Source organism: Microseira sp. BLCC-F43, assembly GCF_041929235.1.
In the GTDB taxonomy this organism is placed as follows: Bacteria; Cyanobacteriota; Cyanobacteriia; order Cyanobacteriales; family Aerosakkonemataceae; genus Microseira.
The window spans coordinates 40,686-60,913 of record NZ_JBHFNP010000343.1; the positions used below are offsets into that span (position 1 = coordinate 40,686).

The window sequence follows — 20,228 nt, forward strand, 5'->3', positions numbered from 1 at the left end:
CTATGAAATTAGAAAACATTCAGTCTAGCTATACAGGCAAATATGTTACAATTTATTGTGCTAAAAAATCAGGCAAAACTTTCATGAATGATGCTCAAAATCAGAATGCTCAAAATCAGATTGAACAGCAATCCGACTTAGGTGGCTCAATTACTTTGGAGACAAGGACGAGAAAGCAAAGTGAAATTTATGATGCTTTTGAAAAATTTATTTTTAGTGAAGATATTAAGATACTGGCAAAGCTAGTTGCGAGAACCTTGATTTTTGAAAAAATTATTAATGTGCCAGGTGACATTGTAGAGGCTGGAGTTTATAGAGGAAGTGGTATGTTAACTTGGCTAAAGCTGAAAAAGATTCTATGCCCTAACGCTTTGAAGAAAGTGATAGGATTTGACTATTTTGACACTGAAGCTTTACTTAATTCTTTATCTGGACAAGACAAAGCTTCTATGAAAGGTCTATTTGAGGTGAGAGGTTATAAGCATGAAGAAGGAGCAGAAAGATTTGTTAACGATCTAATTGCTAATGCTGGGTTTGACCAGAGTAGCTATGATCTCATTAAAGGTGATATTTCACAAGTTGCTCAAGAGTTTGTAGCGAAAAGACCGGGCTTCAAGATATCTTGCTTATATCTGGATTTAGACTTACAACACCCGACTTATAATGCCTTGAGTGCATTTTGGGATCGAGTATCTGTTGGTGGGATTGTAGTATTTGACGAGTATGCCTACCATCAATGGTCAGAAGCACAGGGGGCCGATCGATTTTTTGAAGAGAAGAACATTCAAATTCAAGCTCTACATTATCCTTGTCCAACAGCTTACGTCATCAAGAACCCTACCATAAAAGCTTATACATGAAACAGCAACTAGTAGACTATTTCCAAAAACTAACGGATGAAAGCTATCAGTTTTTAGATGCTGTCAGATTACCATCTGATATCATCCCCTTACAGAAGTTGCTGCCAGATTTGTCGGCTAAGCTGGCTAATTTGAAGGCAAGCATGATCGCTAACTACAAAAATCTAAATCGTCCCCAGTGTGATTGGTATAAAGTGCAAACTAATTTAGGGGTGGGACTCAATTCGATTGGTATGTTGTCAGATCGACTTTCTATCTTAATTATTAAGGAGTGGTGTTTACGCAATAAAACTAATCCAAATTTGGTGAAAGCAGATGATTTATATCGAACTCATACGATGGATATTATTCATGCTATGGCAAGCGCCAGTCCCGGTAGTTCATCAATGAATACAAAGATCACCCACCATCAGTCTGATGTAACTGCTAATTCATGGGAAGAAGCATTTTACGGTTTGCTTTCAACCAATATTTTGAATTGGGAGTCCCAAGAAGTTTTATACATTAAAGATATTACAAGTTTGCCCTGCGAAGAACTACGCAGTTACATTGCCTACTTTTCATTTGGCAACATTCAAAGAAACGAATACATCCAATATTGTGAAGAGCTTTATTGGCGTAAGGATTAGCTTCAAATAGGAGTCATTATTGATGAACAAAACAACTCAAGCTAAAACAACTACACAGCTAGAAACAGAAGGGTATGAAAACTTTGATATTTATCCCCTTGCTGGACGTATTGGGGCGGAAATTGTCGGACTGTCTCTGAAGCAGACTCTCAGCGATGAAACAGTTCGTGAAATTCGCCAAGCATTAATCAAGCACAAGGTAATTTTCTTTCGGCAACAGCAGCTTGATGCGAACGATCAAATTGCTTTCGCTCGACGATTTGGAGTTCTCACTAATGCACACCCGATTATACCGTCCCTCCCTGGCTACCCAGAAATCTTCGATTTTGACTACGGACGCATGGAAAACCGTACTAATCAGTGGCATACCGATTTAACATTTATTGATCGCCCTCCATTTGCTTCAATTTTACGGGCGGTTGAAATTCCTCCTGTTGGGGGAGATACAGTTTGGGCTAATACTGTGACAGCTTATCAAGATCTGCCTGCACCACTACGTATCTTAGCCGATCGACTTTGGGCTGTTCATAGCAATACCTACACTGACTATGCAGCTGCAAGTGTGAATAAATCTGAAAAACGACAAGAATTTGAAAAAGTGTTCACTTCAACTGAATATCAAACCCTACATCCAGTTGTTTGCATTCATCCAGAGTCTGGCGAACGAGGTTTGCTCCTTGGTGCTTTTGTGCGTCAGTTTCAAGATTTGTCTGTGAATGAGTCTAGGGAAATTTTGCAATTACTTCAATCCTATATTACTCGTCTTGAAAACACTGTGCGTTGGCGTTGGCAAGAGGGTGATGTTGCTTTTTGGGATAATCGAGTAACGCAGCACTATGGAATCAATGATTTTGGTCGCCAACCACGTCGTGTTCAGCGAGTAACTCTTGTAGGTGATTTACCGATTGGTGTAGACGGTACAACAAGTAAGGCAATTAAGGGAGATTCATCTACCTATAATAGGTTGAACCAGATTATAGATTGAGTTAGTAATTACCGACGGTGCAGGTATGGGAAATTTGCTCTGGCCGTTTGATGCAAAAGTTGGATTCTTTCCTTATTCCTTCTATTTCCTATCCTGCTTCACTAGAAAAACTTTAAGGTTTGTTCAATGACTGCCTTTTCCCAAAGTAACTTAATATTCCTGATTTCCCAGCCCCGTGCTGGTTCCACCCTGACTCAGCGCATTTTAGGAACTCATCGAGAAATTTATACTGTATCTGAACCCTGGATTATGTTACATCCCCTGTATGCACTACGTGGGCATGGATACCAAGCTGAATATAGTGTTCAGAATAGCAAGAGAGCACTTGATAACTTCTTGAGTTTACATCCAGAACGTGAAGATGCTTATTTTCAAGCAGTACAACAAATGGCTTTGAATTTATATGAGGGGCTTCTTCGGACTTCAGGTAAGGCACATTTCTTAGATAAGACTCCAAGATACTATTATATTCTTCCTGAGCTATACAGAACCTTTCCCCAAGCTAAATATATCCTGTTGCTGAGGAATCCCTTAGCGATACTTTGTTCTATCTTTAGTACTTTTATTCAAGATTATTGGTGGAGAATTCAGTATTATCAGGGCGATTTGCTGAGATCACCGAGTCTTATTGCACAAGGGATGCTTGACTTACAGAGCAACAGTGTAGTTTTGAGATATGAAAATTTGCTCGTTAATCCTGAGCAGGAAATCCAAAGAGTCTGCAACTTTCTCAATGTTCCTTTTGATGCAGAAATCATTAGCTATGGGCAGTCATACTCAGAAAAATGGCAATTTGGCGATCGATCTCTAATTTATCAGGAGAACAAGCCAATGAATCAGAATAGCGCTCGCTGGCAAGAGCATTTACAGAACCCAATCATCTGGCAATTTGCTAACAATTACTTAGAATTCCTGGGAAAAGATTTGCTTGCAGAGCTAGGTTATTCCTATACCAAGCTGAAGGATGTGCTGGAAAAGCAAAACCCCAAAACTCAGGTAATTTTGCCACCTGCGCTGCAAGAGTTTTTTTCTTCAGCGAGTATGTTTTTAGACAAATCATTACAACCTTTTCAGGGAGTTGTTGGATTAACTGCACAGCTTTTTGATTCTTACTTAAGTCTGGGAAGGGTATTGTTACAGGAAAATAATGTTGAGCGAGCGCTAAAATATCTTGAAATAGCCTTACAGATGGCTCCGTTTGTGCCTGAAACTCACTGCTTAATCGGTGAAGGGCTGTTACGTATAGGTAAGCTCGATCGAGCGATCGCTTATTACCAAACAGCAGTTCAGTTGGGAACTAAAATTCAACAAAATCAGCTAGAGTCTTCCAGGATTGCTCTCAAACAAGCCCTGGAGCTAAATCCAACTCATCAGGCAATTGCTGAATTATTGGCAATAATGTAAGATTTACGCAACTAGAACAGGACTTACCCAACTCCAATGTATCTAAGTCAAGTGGAGAAAATCTGGCGACAATGGCAATGGATCGGATGGCGAAGATTGCTTGTTGGGATAATGGCAATGGTGGTTGCTATCCAGGGCTGCAACTCTACTTGGTTCACTACCGAAGTGACCAAGATTCCGCGCCTTGTCACCAGTGAACGGAATGATCCAGAAACCTTCAATCCAGTCATCAGCCCTGACCCACACGCGGTACTAGGGTTGCTCTATGAAGGGATGATTACCCAAAATGGCGAAACTGGAGAACTAGAACCAGGGATTGCGGAGTCCTGGGAGATTTCCGAAGATCGGCAACACATCCTCTTTAATCTGCGACCAAATGTAAGGTGGTCAGATGGAGAACCACTCACGGCAGATGATGTCGTTTTCAGCTTCAATAAAATATACTTCAACGAAAATATTCCCAACAGTGTAGGCGATATTTTGCGGATTGGTCAGGAAGGTCGATTCCCCCAAGTGCGAAAAGTCAGCGACAATCAGGTAGAATTCATTACTCCAGAACCCTTTGCTCCCCTACTGCGCTATGTCGGGGACATTAATCTCTTACCAAGACACGCCTTGGAAGATGCCGTAAATACTACCAATCGAGAAGGCAAACCGAAATTTTTATCAGTTTGGGGAACGGATACCCCGCCAGGAGAAATTATCACCAACGGTCCGTATCGCCTTTTAAATTTTCAACCTGGGGAGCGCATCATTCTGGAGCGCAATCCCTACTATTGGCGCAAAGATGCTAAGGGTAAGGCTCAACCCTATATCGAACGCATCGCGATCCCAATCGTGGGATCGACCGATAACGCTTTGATCCAATTTCGGACAGGTGGATTAGACATGGTAAACATTACTCCTGACTTTTTTGCTTTGATGAAGCGGGAAGAAAAACGAGGAAATTTCACCGTTTACAACGGAGGACCAGCACCCGTAACGCATTTCATCACATTTAATCTGAATCAGGCTACCCGCAATGGGAAACCAGTAGTAGATCCGATCAAGTCTCGCTGGTTTAATACCCTGGAATTTCGCCAAGCGATCGCCTATGCTATCGATCGAAATACCACGATCAACAACATCTTTCAAGGGTTGGGTACACCCCACGACTCTCCAATCTACAAGCAAAGTCCCTATTACATCTCTGCAAAAGAAGGGTTGCCTGTTTACAACTATGACCCCGCTCGAGCAAGACAACTGCTGCGGCAAGGAGGCTTCAAATACAATAGCCAGGGTAAACTAGAAGATGCTGACGGTAACCTCGTTCGCTTTAGCTTGATTACTAGCAGCGATAACAGCATTAGAACACAGATAGGTGTTCAGATCAAAAGAGATCTGGCAAACATTGGTATCACCGTCGATTTCCAGCTACTCACCTTCAACACTTTAATGACCAAGCTCTTACACACTCTTGATTGGGATGCACACATTCTATACTTTGTTGGGGGCAGCGTCGAGCCTGATAGTACTCGCAACGTCTGGTCAGTTGATGGTACTCTTCATACCTTCAATCAGAACACCTTTTATGGCACTCCCTTAGAGGGGCGAATCATTCAGGATTGGGAGCATAAAATTAGTAACCTTTATATCCAAGGTAGTCAAGAGTTGAATGAAGATAAACGTCGGGAAATCTACGCGCAGGCGCAAATCCTGGCGCAGGAATATCTCCCTTTTATTCACTTGGTCAATCCACTTTCCTTTTCTGCTATCCGCAACGATGTTAAAAATATACGTTTCTCTGGTCTGAGTTGGAGGCTATGGAATGTGTATGAGTTAAAAATAGAGCGATCGTCCTAATCAAATTTGAGATTGCGTGCTTATGTCCAATTTTGAAATTAATTAAATGTATAATTAAATAGCTGAAAAAATGCTAGTATGTCTGTTCAATTGAGCGTGAAAAAAACTTTCCCGTGTTTCCATGTCAGTTTTAACTAAGGGTATTCAACCGGACATAATATGAGTAAAATTAACTAATAACTTTACATTTCCAGTATATAGAGGTAAAAAAATTATGACAGATCCCCTATCTCACTCTGAACAAACATCAGAACTTAGTATTAACAACAATCTCGAAGAATTAGCAAAAAGGCATGGATGGTCTTTCGAGGTTATTTCTACCCTAGACATTCAGATTCATTACCCTTCAAACACAATAGAAGAAGACTTGCTCTATGTTATTCAGCACTGGGGGGAGCTTCTTCAATACACTCCTCAAGAAAGGTCTAAATTTGGTAGAGAAGAAGAATATTATCATCTTCACTGCGTCACAAATTATAAAATTGGTCAAACTTTTAGATGTTTTATTCCTCGTGCTTTGGTCGTAAATCCGACTGGATTAGTGATTACATCTGACCTTGAAATCATTCGCCAGTCTCTTGATGGGCAGAAAATAAATATCAATTTAAAAGCAAGACAAATAAAAGACAAGTTTAACGATAGTAAGATACTTTCAGGAACTTATGTATCGCTCCTATCTTACTGGAGCCACAGCCTAAACTTTGCTCACTGGTTGATGGATTGTTTGCCAAAACTTGCTCTGATAGAATCTTTAGATAGCAATGCTAAAAAGAATTTAAAGTTTATTATTCCTGATGGCTCACCGCCTTATATTGTTGACTCTCTCAAGCTATTGGGCATTCAAGAAAATCAAACAATACAAATTCAGGAGGAGAGCATCACCGTTGAAAATCTGATCCTGTGTCGTGCAGCAGAAAACCCAGGTAGACCCAACAAAATGCACTTTCTAGCGATCCGAAATAAATTGCTCACCTCAGTTATAGATGCAGAAAGTGTCCGTTTATCCTTTAGACGAATTTATGTTTCTCGTTCTCAATCTTCGAGAAAGATAGTTAACGAAGCGGAAATCTTACAGATTTTAACAAAATACGACTTTGAGGTTATACACTGTGAAAAGATGACTTTAGCTGAACAGATTATTCTTTTTTCAGAAGCCGAGATTGTTCTTGGTTCTCATGGAGCAGGTATGTACAATCAAATTTTTTGCAATTCAGGAACCAGCATTGTTGAAATTTATAACAAAGAATACTGGTATCATTCATCACGAATTATCTCTAACTTCATGGAACACAAACACTGGCATATTTTTGGAGAAAATATCAGCAGTGATTGGGAAACATGGGTCGATCCTTTAAAGCTAGAGAAAGTCTTATCTTTGGTCTTGCATGACAGAAGTAGCAAAAATTAAAGATATTCACTAAATAAATTTGGTTGATTTGCTTCAGGAAAGGTGTATAATGTTAAAATAAATTAATTTGGGTAGGCAAATTAATTTAAATGGAAATCAATTGTGTTGCGAAGTGGAGATATAAACCATGAAAAAGTCTCGAAGAACTCAAGAACAACTAAGTCGTAACCTGACAGGTTTTGAAGGTGATTCCTATATTGAAGAAGAAATCAAAAAGCTTGTTCAGAAATTTGAGATAAAAACCATAATTGAAACAGGAACTTTTCTAGGAGGGACAACCAAAAAATTAGCCCAGATTGCTAATCAGGTCTACACGATAGAAGTAGATTCGGAAAATATTCCAGAAGCTACAGAATTTCTCAAAGACTCAACCAACGTTACTGTAAAGGAGGGCAGTAGTTCAGAAATTTTAAGAGATTTGTTGAAGCGAGATCATGGTAATACTTTGTTTTACCTGGATGCCCATTCCCATATTGATACACCCTTGCTCGATGAACTGAAAGCGATCGCTGAGGCAGAAATAAAACCAGTTGTTGTTATCCATGACTGGAAAATCCCCGATCGTCCTGACCTGGGTTACGACTCCTATAACGGTCAAGACTATACATTTGAATGGATTAAGCCAAGTATCGAAGCAATTTACGGTAATGATTATGCCTACTACTACAACAATCAAGCTGAAGGAGCAAAAAGAGGGGTAATTTACATTCATAGCAGTTCATAGTGCGACAAGAAGAGTACAATATCGTTCATTCCAAGTCATTGCTAGTTTTACGAGACACACGCTGAACAGATTACAAATTAATTCAAAGATCATGAAGATTCTATCCTTTAAACCTGGTCACGATGGAACCATTGTTTATCTCAATGAAGGACAACTGATGTTTTCATTGGAAGGAGAGAAAAAATCTTTCAGAAGATATTCTGCTGTTACCGTCAATCTTTTTGTGGAGGCGATGTCTTACCTCAATGAACTGCCTGAAGTAGTAGCAGTAAGTGGTTGGTACAAGGGAGTAGGGCCGTTAGACAATATATCCACCGTAAGTGATAGCGGTTATGATGGTTTAGACAACATTCTGTGTGAAAACTCAACTTTTCTAGGCAAGGATATTAAGCGATTCTCCTCTTCTCATGAACGTTCCCATTTGATGTGTTCTTATGGGATGTCTCCGTTTGAGCAAGGAAGACCTTGTTATGCATTAGTTTGGGAGGGAGTACTGGGCAACTTTTACAAAATTGATGAAAATGTTAATATCACTTTCCTTGGTCAAGTATTGGAAGGGCCAGGTTCTAGATATAGTTTTCCGTACAGCGTAGGAGATAGCTCTTCTACTGGAGGAACTGGGCAAGGAGGTAGTTATCTATCTGCTGCCGGAAAAATGATGGCTTTAGCAGCTTTTTCCGATCGTTCAACACCAAATGATGAAGAAATGAAGTTTATCAACTTCATCATAAATCATCCTAGTGAAATTTGGAAACTCACCGACAAAGATCTCGCCTGGTCTTCCTTCTTGAATATTGGCGTAGAACACCCTCGATTTAAAAATCTAGCTGGAAAAATATCCGATCAGATTTTTGATGTTTTCTATAAGTTTGCCAAAGAGAATTTGATAGAAAAGCTACCGCTACTTATTAGTGGTGGGTGTGGATTAAATTGCGATTGGAATACACAATGGAAAAATTGTGGTTTATTTCCAGAAGTTTTTGTTCCTCCCTGTACAAATGACAGTGGTTCTGCTATTGGAACAGCGGTAGATGCCCAGTTTTATTATTCTGGTAACGCCAAGATTAGCTGGAATGTCTATGCTGGAACAGAGTTTATAGAAGACATCAATTGTGAGCGTATGTTTGAGGTTTACGACTTAAATTATGACCAGGTTGCCAAATTCATTTATGAAGATAATGTTATAGCCTGGGTGCAAGGGAAGTATGAAATTGGGCCAAGAGCTTTGGGGAATCGATCGCTCCTAGCTTCTCCCTTCAAAAAGGAAATGCACGCTCGGTTAAATCAGATTAAAAAACGAGAAGGGTATCGCCCCATTGCTCCAGTTTGTTTAGAGGAAGACGTATCAGAATATTTTGATTGGTCAGATCCTAGTCCCTATATGCTTTATTTCCAGAAGCTTAAAACAGACCAGCTAAAAGCAGTAACTCATGTGGATAATACGGCAAGGGTTCAAACAGTAAATAGTTCACAAAATCTGCGGCTGCATGAATTATTAATAGCATTCAAACGCTTAAGTGGATTTGGAGTTATGTGCAACACTTCCTTGAATTTTTTGGGAACGGGTTTTATTAACGAGATGAGCGATCTTGTTTACTATGTCCAACAACAAAATCTAGATGGTTTTGTGGTGAACAATAAATTTTATGTAGTCCGGTAGATCGTAGTAAGCAGGGTAATTGATTAGGGAAGAATAAAGCCTGTAGTTGTTATCAAGGAGCGAAACAAATCCCATGACTAATTTTGGTCTTATCTGTCCATCAGCAGCTGGGCATCTCAACACAATAATTCCTTTAGGTCAGGAGTTAAAACGGCGTGGTCATCGGGTTATATTAGTAGGAGTTCCCATCACTAAAATCGGGTTTCAAACACAAGCAAAAACTTTGGCTGAAGGGTTGGAATTTCAAGCAGTTTGGCAACCAGACACTCCTGAACCATCTCTAGAGTATAATTCCCAAAGTGTAACCCCAAAATTTGACCTACTTTCTAAACGAAGGGACATTGATTCGCTGCGAATCAAGATTGGTTGGATACCGGGACAGAGCGTAGTTTATCAAGAAAAGTATTTAACCCATGCTCCAGCAGCTATTAAGTCAGCAGGTATAGAAGCGCTGTTAATTGATTCAAAAGCTTCAGCAGGGGCAACAGTTGCTCAGTATCTTGACATTCCTTTTGTCAGCATATTTAGCTCAGTAATATCCCATTCTGAAGCTACCGTTCCTCCTTTTGATACAACTTGGTCTTACAATTCTTCATGGTGGGGAATTCTGCGGAATCAAATTGGTTATGTATACCTGAAAAAAAGAGAGGCTTCTGTCTTAAAGGTGATTAATTATTATCGTCAAAAGTGGAATTTGCCTTTCCTTTCAAGTTTTGATGATGATTATTCTTCATTAGCTCAGATCAGCCAACAAATTGCCGAACTGGAATTTCCCAGGCAACGCTTGCCAAGATATTTTCATTTTACTGGACCATACCATTATTCAGGAAGCCGAAGTCCCATCTTTTTTCCCTATGATAAGTTAACAAATCAGCCGTTAATTTATGCTTCTTTAGGAAGTATGTTAGGGGGTCTTCAGTGGGTCATAGAAGTGATGGCTTCTGCCTGCAAAGATCTGGATGTTCAGTTAGTTATATCACGGGGAGGAATAAATAATTGTGATTTGACTGGGGAACTTCCTAAAAATACCTTGCTTGTCAATAATGCCCCTCAATTAGAATTACTCCAAAAAGCAAATATGATAATTACTCATGGAGGAATTAATACAGTTTTAGAAAGTTTATACAATGGATTACCTATGGTAGCAATTCCATTATTCAGCGATCAACATGGTATGGCTGCTAGAGTTGCTTGGGCTGGTTGTGGGGAACTTATACCTTTGAATAAACTTACGGTAAAAAATCTTCATAAGACTCTGAAGAAAGTTTTAGTGAATGATTTTTACAGGAAGAGAGCTTTAGATTTACAAGTAGCTATTAAGAGGTCAGGAGGTGTGGAAAAAGCTGTTGATATTATTGAAGAGGCTATATCAACGAGAAAACCAGTGTTAGCCCGTTAAGTTTAGTAAATTAGGTAAGGTTCAGTTGTAAAGAGGCATAAAATGTAAGTCGTCTAAGTTATTGTGCGGTCACGCTAATAAGAGGAGTTTAATCATGCAAACTACTGGATATTCTGGAAAATATAGCACTAGCCAAACTAACTTTAATAAAAGCGATCAGAAAGTCGCTTTTTTCGAGAAAGAAGGTTTTGCTGGTCCATTTACCCTTGGTCATACTGCTAGTTTAGTGGCTCTACATGATGCCATGAGTCAAGCTATTGGAGAAGCTCAAAATCAAGATCAAAAAGCTTCATCTTCTCCAATCGAAAGTCATGTGATGGATCCCAGGATTGCTCATACCACATCTAAGTTAGTGTATGACCTATCTACAGAGCCGCGAATTTTAGATGATGTGGCAGATTTTCTCGGACCAAATCTCCTATTTTGGATGGCAGAGACTATTTCTAGAGAGCCTGGTCATGATGGTCATATTGTCGAAAAGACTGGTCAAATTTGGCATATCGATGTAATTAATGGCTGGATCAAAGGTGTTCATGTATCGATCGCCGTAACTGACATGACCATGAAAACTGGTTGTCTGCTGGTTATCCCTGGAACCCACAAGTATGATGCAGACCTTGTTGCCCTGGCACAAGCAGGAGAGTGCGATCTAACCGACGCTGACAGTATGATCAGATTAGCCGATCGTATGCACCCAGAAAACGCACCTCATAGAATTGAACCCATAGAAATGAAAGCAGGTCAGTACTGCTTCACAAGAGGTGGAATTTGGCATGGTGTCAGTCGAAATAATGATTCTCGAACCCGTTTCGGTCTTGTTGCTCGTTTTGCAAAACCTGATGTTGAGATAAGAGGTTTTAGCGGCAACCCTATTCCTTGCATCGTAGTTCGTGGTGAAGATTCTTATCACCTCAATCTTCTAAAAGAGCCACCGGAAAACCCCTAGAAAACGGAACCTTGACTTATTGACTTCTTTGATAAAAATATTTTGTCAGCTTTGAATATGGCTAAAGTAGATGTTATATCATGTCCGGTAAGACTACCCATAATATAGAGACCTTATATATAACGTCTCTACAGGGTTTGGCAATAAGGATATTATGGCTGCTCTGCCGGACATGATATTAGTTCATAATGAGTAATCTGAAACATCTCCTGCTAACTGTTTTTCACAAGAAGATGCTCCTTGACTATAGCAGTTTAATCCATCCTTCTACGACTACATTAGTGGTTGTAAGTTTTGCAGCCGTTTGTTGCTGGGGCGTTTTACGCTACTTTTGGAGACAACATTCAAGCGAGCTAATGGATTTTGAGGATACAAATTCCTCATCTGCTAGCAACTCAAATCGCCCACAGTTAGTTTTCCAACCTCTTCAATGGATAAAACATTTTATCCAACTTTTCTGGATCGATCATTGGGTACCTGTATCTCAAAAGCTTCAAGAAACCTCACTTCAACTAAAAGAGCGCTCACCTTGGCAAGGGTTAGGACTGTCACAGGAAGATGAAAAAAATAACTCTGGTAATGCGATCTCATGGATCAAAGAACTTGCTAGTCGTTTTCGCTTGTTCTTTAAATATGTCTGGATTTACTGGTCTCCTTATGTAGCTATTGCCACTGTTAGTGCTATCTGCATGATGGGGATGCCTGCTTACCAAATAATTGCTGCTCAAAAGCTAGGTATCGCCATCGATCGAGGAGGGCCTGTTCTTGTAAGTTCAGCGATTCAATTGGCTACCCTGCTACCCTTAGCTTTTGGGTCATACCTATTAGGTAGTCGTTTGTCTGCTCGACTTTCTAGCCGTGTTGCCAGCGATATCCGATATGACTTGTTTGTGAAACTGCAAACTCTTTCACAAAGCTTCTATAAACAGGCTCGACCTGGAGATTTATTAACCCACTTTTCTGTAGATATCTACCAGATAGAGGCTGTTTTAGGTCAAGAAATGATCCGAAGTGTTGGTGAGGTAATTATTACTCTAGTCAACTTAGGAATGATGATTCGCATTAGCGGTTCTCTAACATTAATCAGCACTATACCTATGGTTGTAATGCTGCCACTAACGCTTTACATGATGAATTACCTGACTGAGCGAGGACTGAAGGCGATCAACCAAAACGCATTGATGACGGATGCAGTGCAGGAGGGCATTCGTGCCCAACCGATGATTACAGGATACGGTTTACAAGCTTTATTTGCCAGTTATTTCAGTAACGAGTTAAGAAAACTTGAGGACAAGAAAACTGAAGCCGTATTTAGCTTTCTTCTCTTTACTTATTCAGTAAAATTATCTGCGTACTTGCTTGATGTTTGGGTTATGGGGATTGGGGGAGTTTACGTTTTGTCCAATAACATTTCACTTGGAGCCTGGATAACTTTCTTCACCATTTCTCATAGTATGTATGATCTATTAGGCCAATTGGTGAATACAAGAATTGGTCGCTGGCTGGGAGCTAGTATTGGGATGCAACGAATCGATAAGGTTCTTACATATCCAACTAAAATTGTCGATGCTGTTGATGCCCATGCTTTGACATCGTTTGAGAAGAAAATTTGCTTTGAGAACTTATCGTTTAGCTACGACAATACACAGCACCAATTGCATGAGATTGATTTGTCTATAGAAGCTGGTCAGTTTGTTGCATTTGTTGGTTCGAGTGGTGCTGGTAAGAGTACGATATTTAACTTGCTCATGCGTTTTTATGATGTCAGCGATGGACGAATCACGATTGATGGTCATGACTTACGTCATCTAACACAGAAATCTCTGCGATCGCAAATGGGGGTCGTGCTGCAAGAAACGTTTCTTTTCAACACCACCATTATGAACAACATCCGCATCACCAAACCCGAGGCTACAGACGAAGAAGTTTTTGCTGCCGCTCAAGCTGCTGAAATCCATGACTTTATCCTGAGTCTTCCAGACGGTTATCAGACTGAGGTGGGCGAAGGAGGTGGACGATTATCTGGGGGACAGCGTCAGCGGATTGCGATCGCCCAGGCATTGCTTCGCCGCCCGCCCATCTTATTACTAGATGAACCGACCAGTAGTCTCTCGGCAGAAATGGCAGATGCTATTAATCAAACGATCGCATCCTTAGCGGGTCAGCATACGGTAATTGTGATTACTCATCAACTGAAAGCAGCAATCCAGGCAGATTGCATCTTTGTTTTAGACCGAGGCCGATTGGTTGAGCACGGAACCCATAAACAGTTGCTAGCCCATAATGACCATTACCGTTACCTCTGGGATATTCAACAGACTCAATAGACCTCTTGCAAAAGTCGTCGCTGGGGTAGTATGGGGTCTCTCCAAATACGATCGCTAACTGTTAGATATAAAATTTGCTTATTGATTCACCTGAATTGAGCCGCAGTTCATAATTGTACAGTCCAGCAATTAAATTAAACCTTAAAGCAAACCTTTTTCGGCGATTTCTATAACGGTCTGCTAAAATTTTAAAAATCTTCAACTTTCGATGAATATGTTCACCGATTAAGTAGGTGCAGGTAAATAAAGTAAAAATAACTGAATGGTCAATGAGAAATCTAGCCCGGTGGTCTAGATGATTTTGCTACTTTCAGAGTATGAATTCAGAGGCTCAAGCTTTGAAATCATAAACAGTGGAGTGAGCAACACTCGCCTCTTCCACCTGCCTGTAGAATGAGCGACAATAAATCGAGAATTATTGCATTTTTATTCTGCTTATTATCAAGAAAAAATTTCTAGAAGGGGAACTTAGTGATAGTAATTACCTGGTCTTAACCGGTTGTGCCAATTATTTATTTATATCTGAGCCTGATGATTTTTAGCTGACTTTTCGAGAAGAGGGAAAAAGATGTATTCTAGGTCTTGTGGCTGCCGGAGGAAGCTGCCCAACAACAGGCACAAGCTGCCCAACAACAAGCCGAAGCTGCCCAACAACAAGCTGAATCCGAACGTCAACGCGCTGAACGTTTGGCGGCGCGATTACGAGAGTTGGAGGTAGATCCCGATAGTGTCTAACCGAGGTAAGCGGATCGATGTTTTTTTGGGGTTGCGATCGCTAGATCCACAAACCCGGTTTCTTTAAGAAACCGGGTTTCTCAAACAACAGACTAACCCAGACAAGCGGCTAAATTTTCATCGTCAAAAGTGCTATTTTTGTAATACCAACTTGAACGCCCCAGGCAATAACAATTTTGGTAGCGTTCTTCCTTCCTAAATCAAGCCGTTACGTTTACACAACAGATTAACTACAAACTTTTTCCAGAGGTGTTATGAAAACATCGATTTTGAAAGCCTTTTTCCTAACCGTTGTCCTATTTATTACCTCAATCATGGTAATTTCCGATATGGCTTCAAGCAACCCGCTTTGGCGCGGTTCTCTGTTTATTGCCGAAACAACGTTAACCAGTCAGCCATCAGCAGAAATGCCATCAAAAGAAACAGCCAATATCACTCCTTCAGAACCGTCAAAGGCTAAAGTTGAAGTGACCGAAAGCACTCAACAATCTACCCAGAGTAAAGCAAGCGAGTTAACGCAGAAAGCTTCCCAACCCCAAGAAACGCCATCTGAATCAGGCGGGCCTTACGATATGGAAGCAATCAAAGCATTCAATCGAGCTTTGTACGGTTCGTAATATCCGCTTGAGCATCCCGGTTTCTTTAAGAAACCGGGATTGTGTAGACTTTTTAACTAAAACGCCGTAAGTCCCCACAAATCTAGTAGGGGCTATTATTTATAGCGGTTTGCAGGCGCATGAGATACACCGCCTTTTGTGTAGCGCGTGCGCGCTACACAAAAGGCGCCATAAGGCTTTCCCTCACTCACTTGCAATCTGCTGTATATTGCGAAATATAACATGGCTATAGTAGTACCCTTATGGGGCATTTTTTACAAAGAGAATTGGGAAGAAGGAACAAGAATGAAGCTCTCATACAGCGAATTGCAAGTGGATGAGGGAAAGCGTTATCGCGAAAGTTTGTGTAGCGCGTGCGCGCTACACAAACTTTCGGTGTACCTCATACGGCTGTAATCCGCTATAGATCCAAGCTGAATTAGTCAACGTATACATCTATAAGTTGTGGACGTTACTGATTCAGGACTTACGCAAAGAAACCGGGTTTCGATGAAAAATCTTCGGTTTGGCAACCATAGATCGCAGCAAGAAACCCGGTTTCTAAGAGCGTCGTGCGTAAGTCATATGATTAACAGAATGGTTGAGGACGAAACTTTTTTTCTGTTATAAATCCAAGCTTAATCAGTCAGCGTATACATCTACAAAGTTGTTCATTTACGGAGACATTAATATGGAGAACGACAAAAGCGCCAACTTGACTATCGAGGCACTTCCTGACACCCAAGCGCCTCTTGTTAAAGTCATTTCCCCCAATGGCGGCGAGATCTTCAAAGTAGGGGATTGGGTGACCATCATGTGGAAAAGTCTCGACAATGTCGGTATTGTAGAACACAGGGTGAGGATCTCGCGGCAAGGGCAAAACGGTACGTTTGCACCCATTGTCAAAGGTCTAGATGGCGATGATATGTCCTACGACTGGCAGGTAACTGGACCGGCAACCAGCAAAGCCGTCATTCAGGTGGTAGCCTTCGACGCTGCCGGGAACCGAGGTTCCGACAATAGCGACACTCCTTTTATCATCCAGCCATAAGAGGTAATATCAAATTCGGTTGCATCGGAATGATTGGCTTTGTTGGTAATTGCTAATTGCTAATTGCTAATTGCCGCTACACAAAGTAATTCTGATGCAAACGGATTCGATATAAGACCACTTTGAGAGAAACCCGGTTTCTTGACTTTAGAAACCGGGTTTCTGCGTCGATCTCTAGTTCTGTTGCGACGATTTTTCAAGAGAAACCCGGTTTCTTTAATAAACCGGGTTTCTGTAGACTTTTTAAACCTTTTTGCACCGTTCGGGAATGGTAATTTGCACCGGACAATCAGGAGAAAGCGGATCGGCACAGCAACTATTGGGAAGCGGTTCTAAACATTTACAAGGAAGCTTCTCTTCCATCAACGGCGGCGGAGTGGTAGAACCGAGGGGTGGAGGCGGTAAAGGTTTGGCACAATCAGAAAGCGGATCTTGTCCGCCTTCACCTATTTCAAATTGAGTCATCATATCGTGGTCTTCATGGACGATGTTATGACAATGCATCATATATTTGCCTCGGTGGGGCGCAAACTTCGCTACGACTCGAATTGTCTCCAAATCACCCAGGATGACAACATCTTTCCACCCTCGTTCGTAAGGTAGGGGAGGTCGTCCGTTGCGATCGATAATTTGAAAATCGATCAAGTGAATGTGGACTGGATGGGTCCAACCTCCTGTATTAACTAAGTTCCAAATTTCAATATCGCATTGATTGGGATTGGCTTCTACGCGGGTGGGACTCCAAGTTCTGCCGTTAATTGTCCACTGTCCGCCCCGCCCAAACTGAAATGTGCGCGTTTGTACAGCCCGTTTTTCTAATTCTTCCCGCCGAGTTAGGATACCTAAGTTGTCAGGAATGAAGCTATCATCTGCTACTTCCCCATCTTCTAAATCAAAGCGCATCAATGCTTGAGATTCAGCACCAAGATTACCGGGAAAAACAATATTCCTCAAATAAACCTGTTTCACTTCCGGGCGGAATACGGAAAAATCAATAATGATGCCGTAGCGTTCTGCAACTCCTATCCGCAAGTATTGATTTGGTGCATTTAGATCTACCGCTTTGCTTAACAGTCCCGCATCCGTACCGATGACCTTTATTTGAACTTTTTCGTTATTTTTGGTCAGTTTATCGGCATCGGTTGTTAACTTGACAGGATCGCCGCTTAGTGTTAATTGATAAGTGCGAGAAGCCGAAGCATTTAAGAGTCGGAAGTAGTATTTCCGCCGCTTGACTTTCATGTGAGGCCAGGGTACGCCATTGATTAGGATAGCATCGGCATACACTCCCCGCTGTCTGCGATCGTTGAATACAAGTTTCCACTGATTTGGGTTACTTTTGTTGGGAATCTCGAATGTTTTATCTTGAATGACAAGCGGTATCTCGAATTCTCCCTTGGGTAAGCAGCCAAAATCCTTCGGGTTACAGAAGTCTTCTTTGGCATAATCAACGATATACATGCCCGCCAGTCCCATGTAAACGTTGCGGGAAGTTTTGTGGACGGCGTGGTCGTGATACCAAAGAATAGAAGCGCGGTTGTTGGGATAGTAATAATCTTTGTAATAGCCGACGGGAATTAAGTCTTCTGCATAGCCATCGTATTGGGGAAGCGAAGCCATTCCGTGCAAGTGAACCGAAGTGCAAATTTCTTTTCCTGCTGCATCTTTTCCCAAATTATTGATAAAGCGAATGCAGGATTGGCGGTTTTTTTGTTGATGGATGAGGGGGCCGGGAAAAGAACCGTTATAAGTCCAAGCTTCAGCGGTAATTGCAGGTTTCCCATCTTTAGCTGGGACAATTTCTACTGTCTGCTTCCGCATCTCGATTTGATAGTAATCAATTGGCTGGTCAAAGGTTTGCCCTTCGTGGACAACTTGGTAGGTTTTGCTGAGAGAAGGTTTGAGTGGTTCCGGGATGCGGAGGGGTTGGTCGAAGCGCTTGATGAGTGGACTCAACTGGGGGGTTTGCGTACTCGGTGGCAGCATTTCTTTAGTACAATTAGAAGATTGCGCCCAAGCACTTTTTGCAAATCCAAAAGGTGACAGAAGTACTCCACTTCCAACTAATCCGAGTTTGAGTGCTTCGCGCCGCGTTAGTTTCATCCCTTCCTCCAGAGATTCCTATTGCTTCGTTGAATCTTATTTACTAGGAATGCTTATAACTCTGGAAAGATGGCGGTAATTTTTCAGAAATTTAACTAAATTTAATTTATATCAATAATTGTGCTACCGGCGCTGCGCTCCCATTGATATAAAACTTCAAATATCAGGTGCGTCACGCTAACGCTAACGCACCCTACAGATGCTTCAAATATAAGGTGCGTCACGCTAACGCTAACGCACCCTACTGATGCCTTAACCTAGAAGACGGTAAAACAGCACTGGAGCAACAGCAACCCAGAGCAAAACTATACTCCAAAGTCTTCCAGCGAATATATTGTAGTCGGCAAGAAGCTTACTCCATGAATGACCTGCAATATAGTGACCAAAGATAAATTCAAAGCCAACAGTAAGCGCCAGCCAGATGCATCCAATAATTAGTGCCTGTGTGGGTGACTCAAAACCCCAAAGGCGCGCTACCAAAAAGATGTAAAGACCTAACAATAAAACTCCAGTAGCGGTGGAAACTTGATGGGGGCGCAACTCATTGAGATATTTCCCGTAAGTCACCTCTCGAAGTATGCCATTGATGACGCCTATGAACACCATCGGAATCCATGCTAGAACGTAGCGCAAAATCATCGCTTGTTCCTCCTATGTTGCCTATTTTGATTGTAGAACAAACAAAAATTGCTCTGATATAAAACTTCAAATATAACGGTGCCGTACTCTCGGCTAACGCACCCTACTGATGCCTACATTTGACCGCTCGTGTATTACAATATAAGACACAATTATTGATATGACAGAGGTGTTTTGTGAAGCTGGTAACAGAAAGTTACTTAGCACAAATAGATTGTTGGCCTAAAAATGGGCGTCATATTCTGGCGCAGTTTGACGACGAATCGATTGTTGTCTACCAAGCTTATCGACCTGCAATCGGTAACTTTGCCGCGTCGCATGGTTACTTTGGTGGTGAATTTAGCCTGAACCGAATGAGTTGGATTAAGCCCAACTTTCTGTGGATGATGTATCGTTCGGGGTGGGGAACTAAAATAGGACAAGAAGTGATACTTGCCATTTGGATTAAACGGTCTGCTTTTGAGCATATTTTAGCAGCTGCTATTCATTCAAATTTTGTAGCAGGTGTCTATTCTAGTCAAAAGGAATGGAAACAAGCAGTTGCGACATCCTTGGTGCGGTTGCAGTGGGATCCAGATCGCGATCCATCGGGTGCTAAGTTAGAACGACGAGCAATTCAATTGGGGTTGCGTGGCGAAATTCTATCCCATTACGCACGGGATTGGATTGTGAATATTGAAGATATTTCTGAGTTTGTCAGACAGCAGCATCAATATGTTAAGTCTCAAGATTGGGCACAATTGATAACACCTGCTGAAAGCGTGTTTTCTGTTGAAAACGCCGATTTATCTCAGAGATTAGGCATTAAGTAGGTGAATATAAATAAACTCACCACAATGGCGGGCGAGACGCCCACCCCACAAGAGATTGAAGGTTTTGTGGGGTGGGCGTCCCGCCCGCCATAGGATTGGATAGCTATT

The 20,228-nt window shown here is 41.4% G+C and carries 17 protein-coding genes and 1 pseudogene; 15 read left to right on the forward strand and 3 right to left on the reverse strand.

The genetic code is table 11. From position 1 onward, the window contains the following. The first annotated feature begins 2 nt into the window (after positions 1-2). The 11 genes from ACE1CM_RS45145 (at position 3) to ACE1CM_RS45195 (ending at position 14,184) form a co-directional block, all read left to right on the forward strand. Entirely contained in the window at positions 3-860 is an 858-nt protein-coding gene (locus ACE1CM_RS45145) for a TylF/MycF/NovP-related O-methyltransferase (protein ID WP_374886095.1), read from the forward strand. After that, positions 857-1,489, forward strand: a complete 633-nt coding sequence (locus ACE1CM_RS45150) for a hypothetical protein (protein WP_374886097.1) — start codon at positions 857-859, stop codon at positions 1,487-1,489. Before ACE1CM_RS45145 ends, ACE1CM_RS45150 begins: the two co-directional genes overlap by 4 nt. Positions 1,490-1,511: 22 nt before the next feature. Further along, positions 1,512-2,474 carry a TauD/TfdA dioxygenase family protein gene (locus tag ACE1CM_RS45155; protein WP_374886099.1) on the forward strand — a complete coding sequence of 321 codons (963 nt, stop codon included), beginning with the start codon at positions 1,512-1,514 and terminating at the stop codon, positions 2,472-2,474. A gap of 126 nt (positions 2,475-2,600) precedes the next feature. Further along, complete coding sequence (locus ACE1CM_RS45160) at positions 2,601-3,878, forward strand: sulfotransferase (protein ID WP_374886101.1); 1,278 nt, start codon at positions 2,601-2,603, stop codon at positions 3,876-3,878. Positions 3,879-3,914: 36 nt separating this feature from the next. Then, the gene (locus ACE1CM_RS45165; protein WP_374886103.1) at positions 3,915-5,720 is read left to right on the forward strand and encodes an ABC transporter substrate-binding protein; all 1,806 of its coding nucleotides are present in this window, start codon (positions 3,915-3,917) and stop codon (positions 5,718-5,720) included. 214 nt (positions 5,721-5,934) lie between these two features. Next, positions 5,935-7,128 (forward strand): DUF563 domain-containing protein, encoded by a 1,194-nt coding sequence (locus ACE1CM_RS45170; RefSeq protein ID WP_374886105.1) that lies wholly within the window; start codon positions 5,935-5,937, stop codon positions 7,126-7,128. Between the two features lie 127 nt (positions 7,129-7,255). Beyond that, the gene (locus tag ACE1CM_RS45175; RefSeq protein ID WP_374886106.1) at positions 7,256-7,852 is read left to right on the forward strand and encodes a hypothetical protein; all 597 of its coding nucleotides are present in this window, start codon (positions 7,256-7,258) and stop codon (positions 7,850-7,852) included. A gap of 91 nt (positions 7,853-7,943) precedes the next feature. Continuing rightward, positions 7,944-9,512 (forward strand): carbamoyltransferase C-terminal domain-containing protein, encoded by a 1,569-nt coding sequence (locus ACE1CM_RS45180; RefSeq protein ID WP_374886108.1) that lies wholly within the window; start codon positions 7,944-7,946, stop codon positions 9,510-9,512. 73 nt (positions 9,513-9,585) lie between these two features. Next, positions 9,586-10,911 carry a glycosyltransferase gene (locus ACE1CM_RS45185; RefSeq protein ID WP_374886110.1) on the forward strand — a complete coding sequence of 442 codons (1,326 nt, stop codon included), beginning with the start codon at positions 9,586-9,588 and terminating at the stop codon, positions 10,909-10,911. A 94-nt stretch (positions 10,912-11,005) separates the two neighbouring features. Continuing rightward, positions 11,006-11,857 carry a phytanoyl-CoA dioxygenase family protein gene (locus tag ACE1CM_RS45190; RefSeq protein WP_374886111.1) on the forward strand — a complete coding sequence of 284 codons (852 nt, stop codon included), beginning with the start codon at positions 11,006-11,008 and terminating at the stop codon, positions 11,855-11,857. A gap of 356 nt (positions 11,858-12,213) precedes the next feature. Beyond that, the gene (locus tag ACE1CM_RS45195) at positions 12,214-14,184 is read left to right on the forward strand and encodes an ABC transporter ATP-binding protein (RefSeq protein WP_374886113.1); all 1,971 of its coding nucleotides are present in this window, start codon (positions 12,214-12,216) and stop codon (positions 14,182-14,184) included. Positions 14,185-14,245: 61 nt separating this feature from the next. On the opposite strand, the pseudogene ACE1CM_RS45200 reads toward ACE1CM_RS45195, so the two are convergent. Then, a pseudogene (locus ACE1CM_RS45200) lies at positions 14,246-14,404 on the reverse strand (IS5/IS1182 family transposase); the annotation flags it as partial. A 362-nt stretch (positions 14,405-14,766) separates the two neighbouring features. Between ACE1CM_RS45200 and ACE1CM_RS45205 the strand changes: the two are divergent. From ACE1CM_RS45205 to ACE1CM_RS45215, 3 genes are all read left to right on the forward strand, one after another. Then, entirely contained in the window at positions 14,767-14,919 is a 153-nt protein-coding gene (locus ACE1CM_RS45205) for a hypothetical protein (protein ID WP_374886115.1), read from the forward strand. A gap of 254 nt (positions 14,920-15,173) precedes the next feature. Continuing rightward, a complete protein-coding gene (locus ACE1CM_RS45210) occupies positions 15,174-15,536 on the forward strand; it encodes a hypothetical protein (RefSeq protein ID WP_374886116.1) in 363 nt (120 codons plus the stop codon). Positions 15,537-16,206: 670 nt separating this feature from the next. Further along, positions 16,207-16,566 (forward strand): hypothetical protein, encoded by a 360-nt coding sequence (locus ACE1CM_RS45215; protein WP_374886118.1) that lies wholly within the window; start codon positions 16,207-16,209, stop codon positions 16,564-16,566. Positions 16,567-16,809: 243 nt separating this feature from the next. Here ACE1CM_RS45215 and ACE1CM_RS45220 read toward each other — a convergent pair whose 3' ends face one another. Beyond that, entirely contained in the window at positions 16,810-18,669 is a 1,860-nt protein-coding gene (locus tag ACE1CM_RS45220; protein WP_374886119.1) for a multicopper oxidase family protein, read from the reverse strand. A gap of 252 nt (positions 18,670-18,921) precedes the next feature. Next, on the reverse strand, positions 18,922-19,308 hold the full coding sequence (locus tag ACE1CM_RS45225; protein ID WP_374886121.1) for a hypothetical protein: 387 nt from the start codon (positions 19,306-19,308) through the stop codon (positions 18,922-18,924). Between the two features lie 176 nt (positions 19,309-19,484). Between ACE1CM_RS45225 and ACE1CM_RS45230 the strand changes: the two genes are divergently transcribed. Next, positions 19,485-20,120 (forward strand): DUF4291 domain-containing protein, encoded by a 636-nt coding sequence (locus tag ACE1CM_RS45230; RefSeq protein WP_374886122.1) that lies wholly within the window; start codon positions 19,485-19,487, stop codon positions 20,118-20,120. The last annotated feature ends 108 nt before the right edge of the window (positions 20,121-20,228 follow it).

Excerpts from the sequence above, each read along its gene's own strand:
- ACE1CM_RS45145 (WP_374886095.1), top strand. The coding sequence starts at position 3 with ATGAAATTAGAAAACATTCAGTCTAGCTATACAGGCAAATATGTTACA.
- ACE1CM_RS45150 (WP_374886097.1), top strand. The coding sequence starts at position 857 with ATGAAACAGCAACTAGTAGACTATTTCCAAAAACTAACGGATGAAAGC.
- ACE1CM_RS45155 (WP_374886099.1), top strand. The coding sequence starts at position 1,512 with ATGAACAAAACAACTCAAGCTAAAACAACTACACAGCTAGAAACAGAA.
- ACE1CM_RS45160 (WP_374886101.1), top strand. The coding sequence starts at position 2,601 with ATGACTGCCTTTTCCCAAAGTAACTTAATATTCCTGATTTCCCAGCCC.
- ACE1CM_RS45165 (WP_374886103.1), top strand. The coding sequence starts at position 3,915 with ATGTATCTAAGTCAAGTGGAGAAAATCTGGCGACAATGGCAATGGATC.
- ACE1CM_RS45170 (WP_374886105.1), top strand. The coding sequence starts at position 5,935 with ATGACAGATCCCCTATCTCACTCTGAACAAACATCAGAACTTAGTATT.
- ACE1CM_RS45175 (WP_374886106.1), top strand. The coding sequence starts at position 7,256 with ATGAAAAAGTCTCGAAGAACTCAAGAACAACTAAGTCGTAACCTGACA.
- ACE1CM_RS45180 (WP_374886108.1), top strand. The coding sequence starts at position 7,944 with ATGAAGATTCTATCCTTTAAACCTGGTCACGATGGAACCATTGTTTAT.
- ACE1CM_RS45185 (WP_374886110.1), top strand. The coding sequence starts at position 9,586 with ATGACTAATTTTGGTCTTATCTGTCCATCAGCAGCTGGGCATCTCAAC.
- ACE1CM_RS45190 (WP_374886111.1), top strand. The coding sequence starts at position 11,006 with ATGCAAACTACTGGATATTCTGGAAAATATAGCACTAGCCAAACTAAC.
- ACE1CM_RS45195 (WP_374886113.1), top strand. The coding sequence starts at position 12,214 with ATGGATTTTGAGGATACAAATTCCTCATCTGCTAGCAACTCAAATCGC.
- ACE1CM_RS45210 (WP_374886116.1), top strand. The coding sequence starts at position 15,174 with ATGAAAACATCGATTTTGAAAGCCTTTTTCCTAACCGTTGTCCTATTT.
- ACE1CM_RS45215 (WP_374886118.1), top strand. The coding sequence starts at position 16,207 with ATGGAGAACGACAAAAGCGCCAACTTGACTATCGAGGCACTTCCTGAC.
- ACE1CM_RS45220 (WP_374886119.1), bottom strand. The coding sequence starts at position 18,669 with ATGAAACTAACGCGGCGCGAAGCACTCAAACTCGGATTAGTTGGAAGT.
- ACE1CM_RS45225 (WP_374886121.1), bottom strand. The coding sequence starts at position 19,308 with ATGATTTTGCGCTACGTTCTAGCATGGATTCCGATGGTGTTCATAGGC.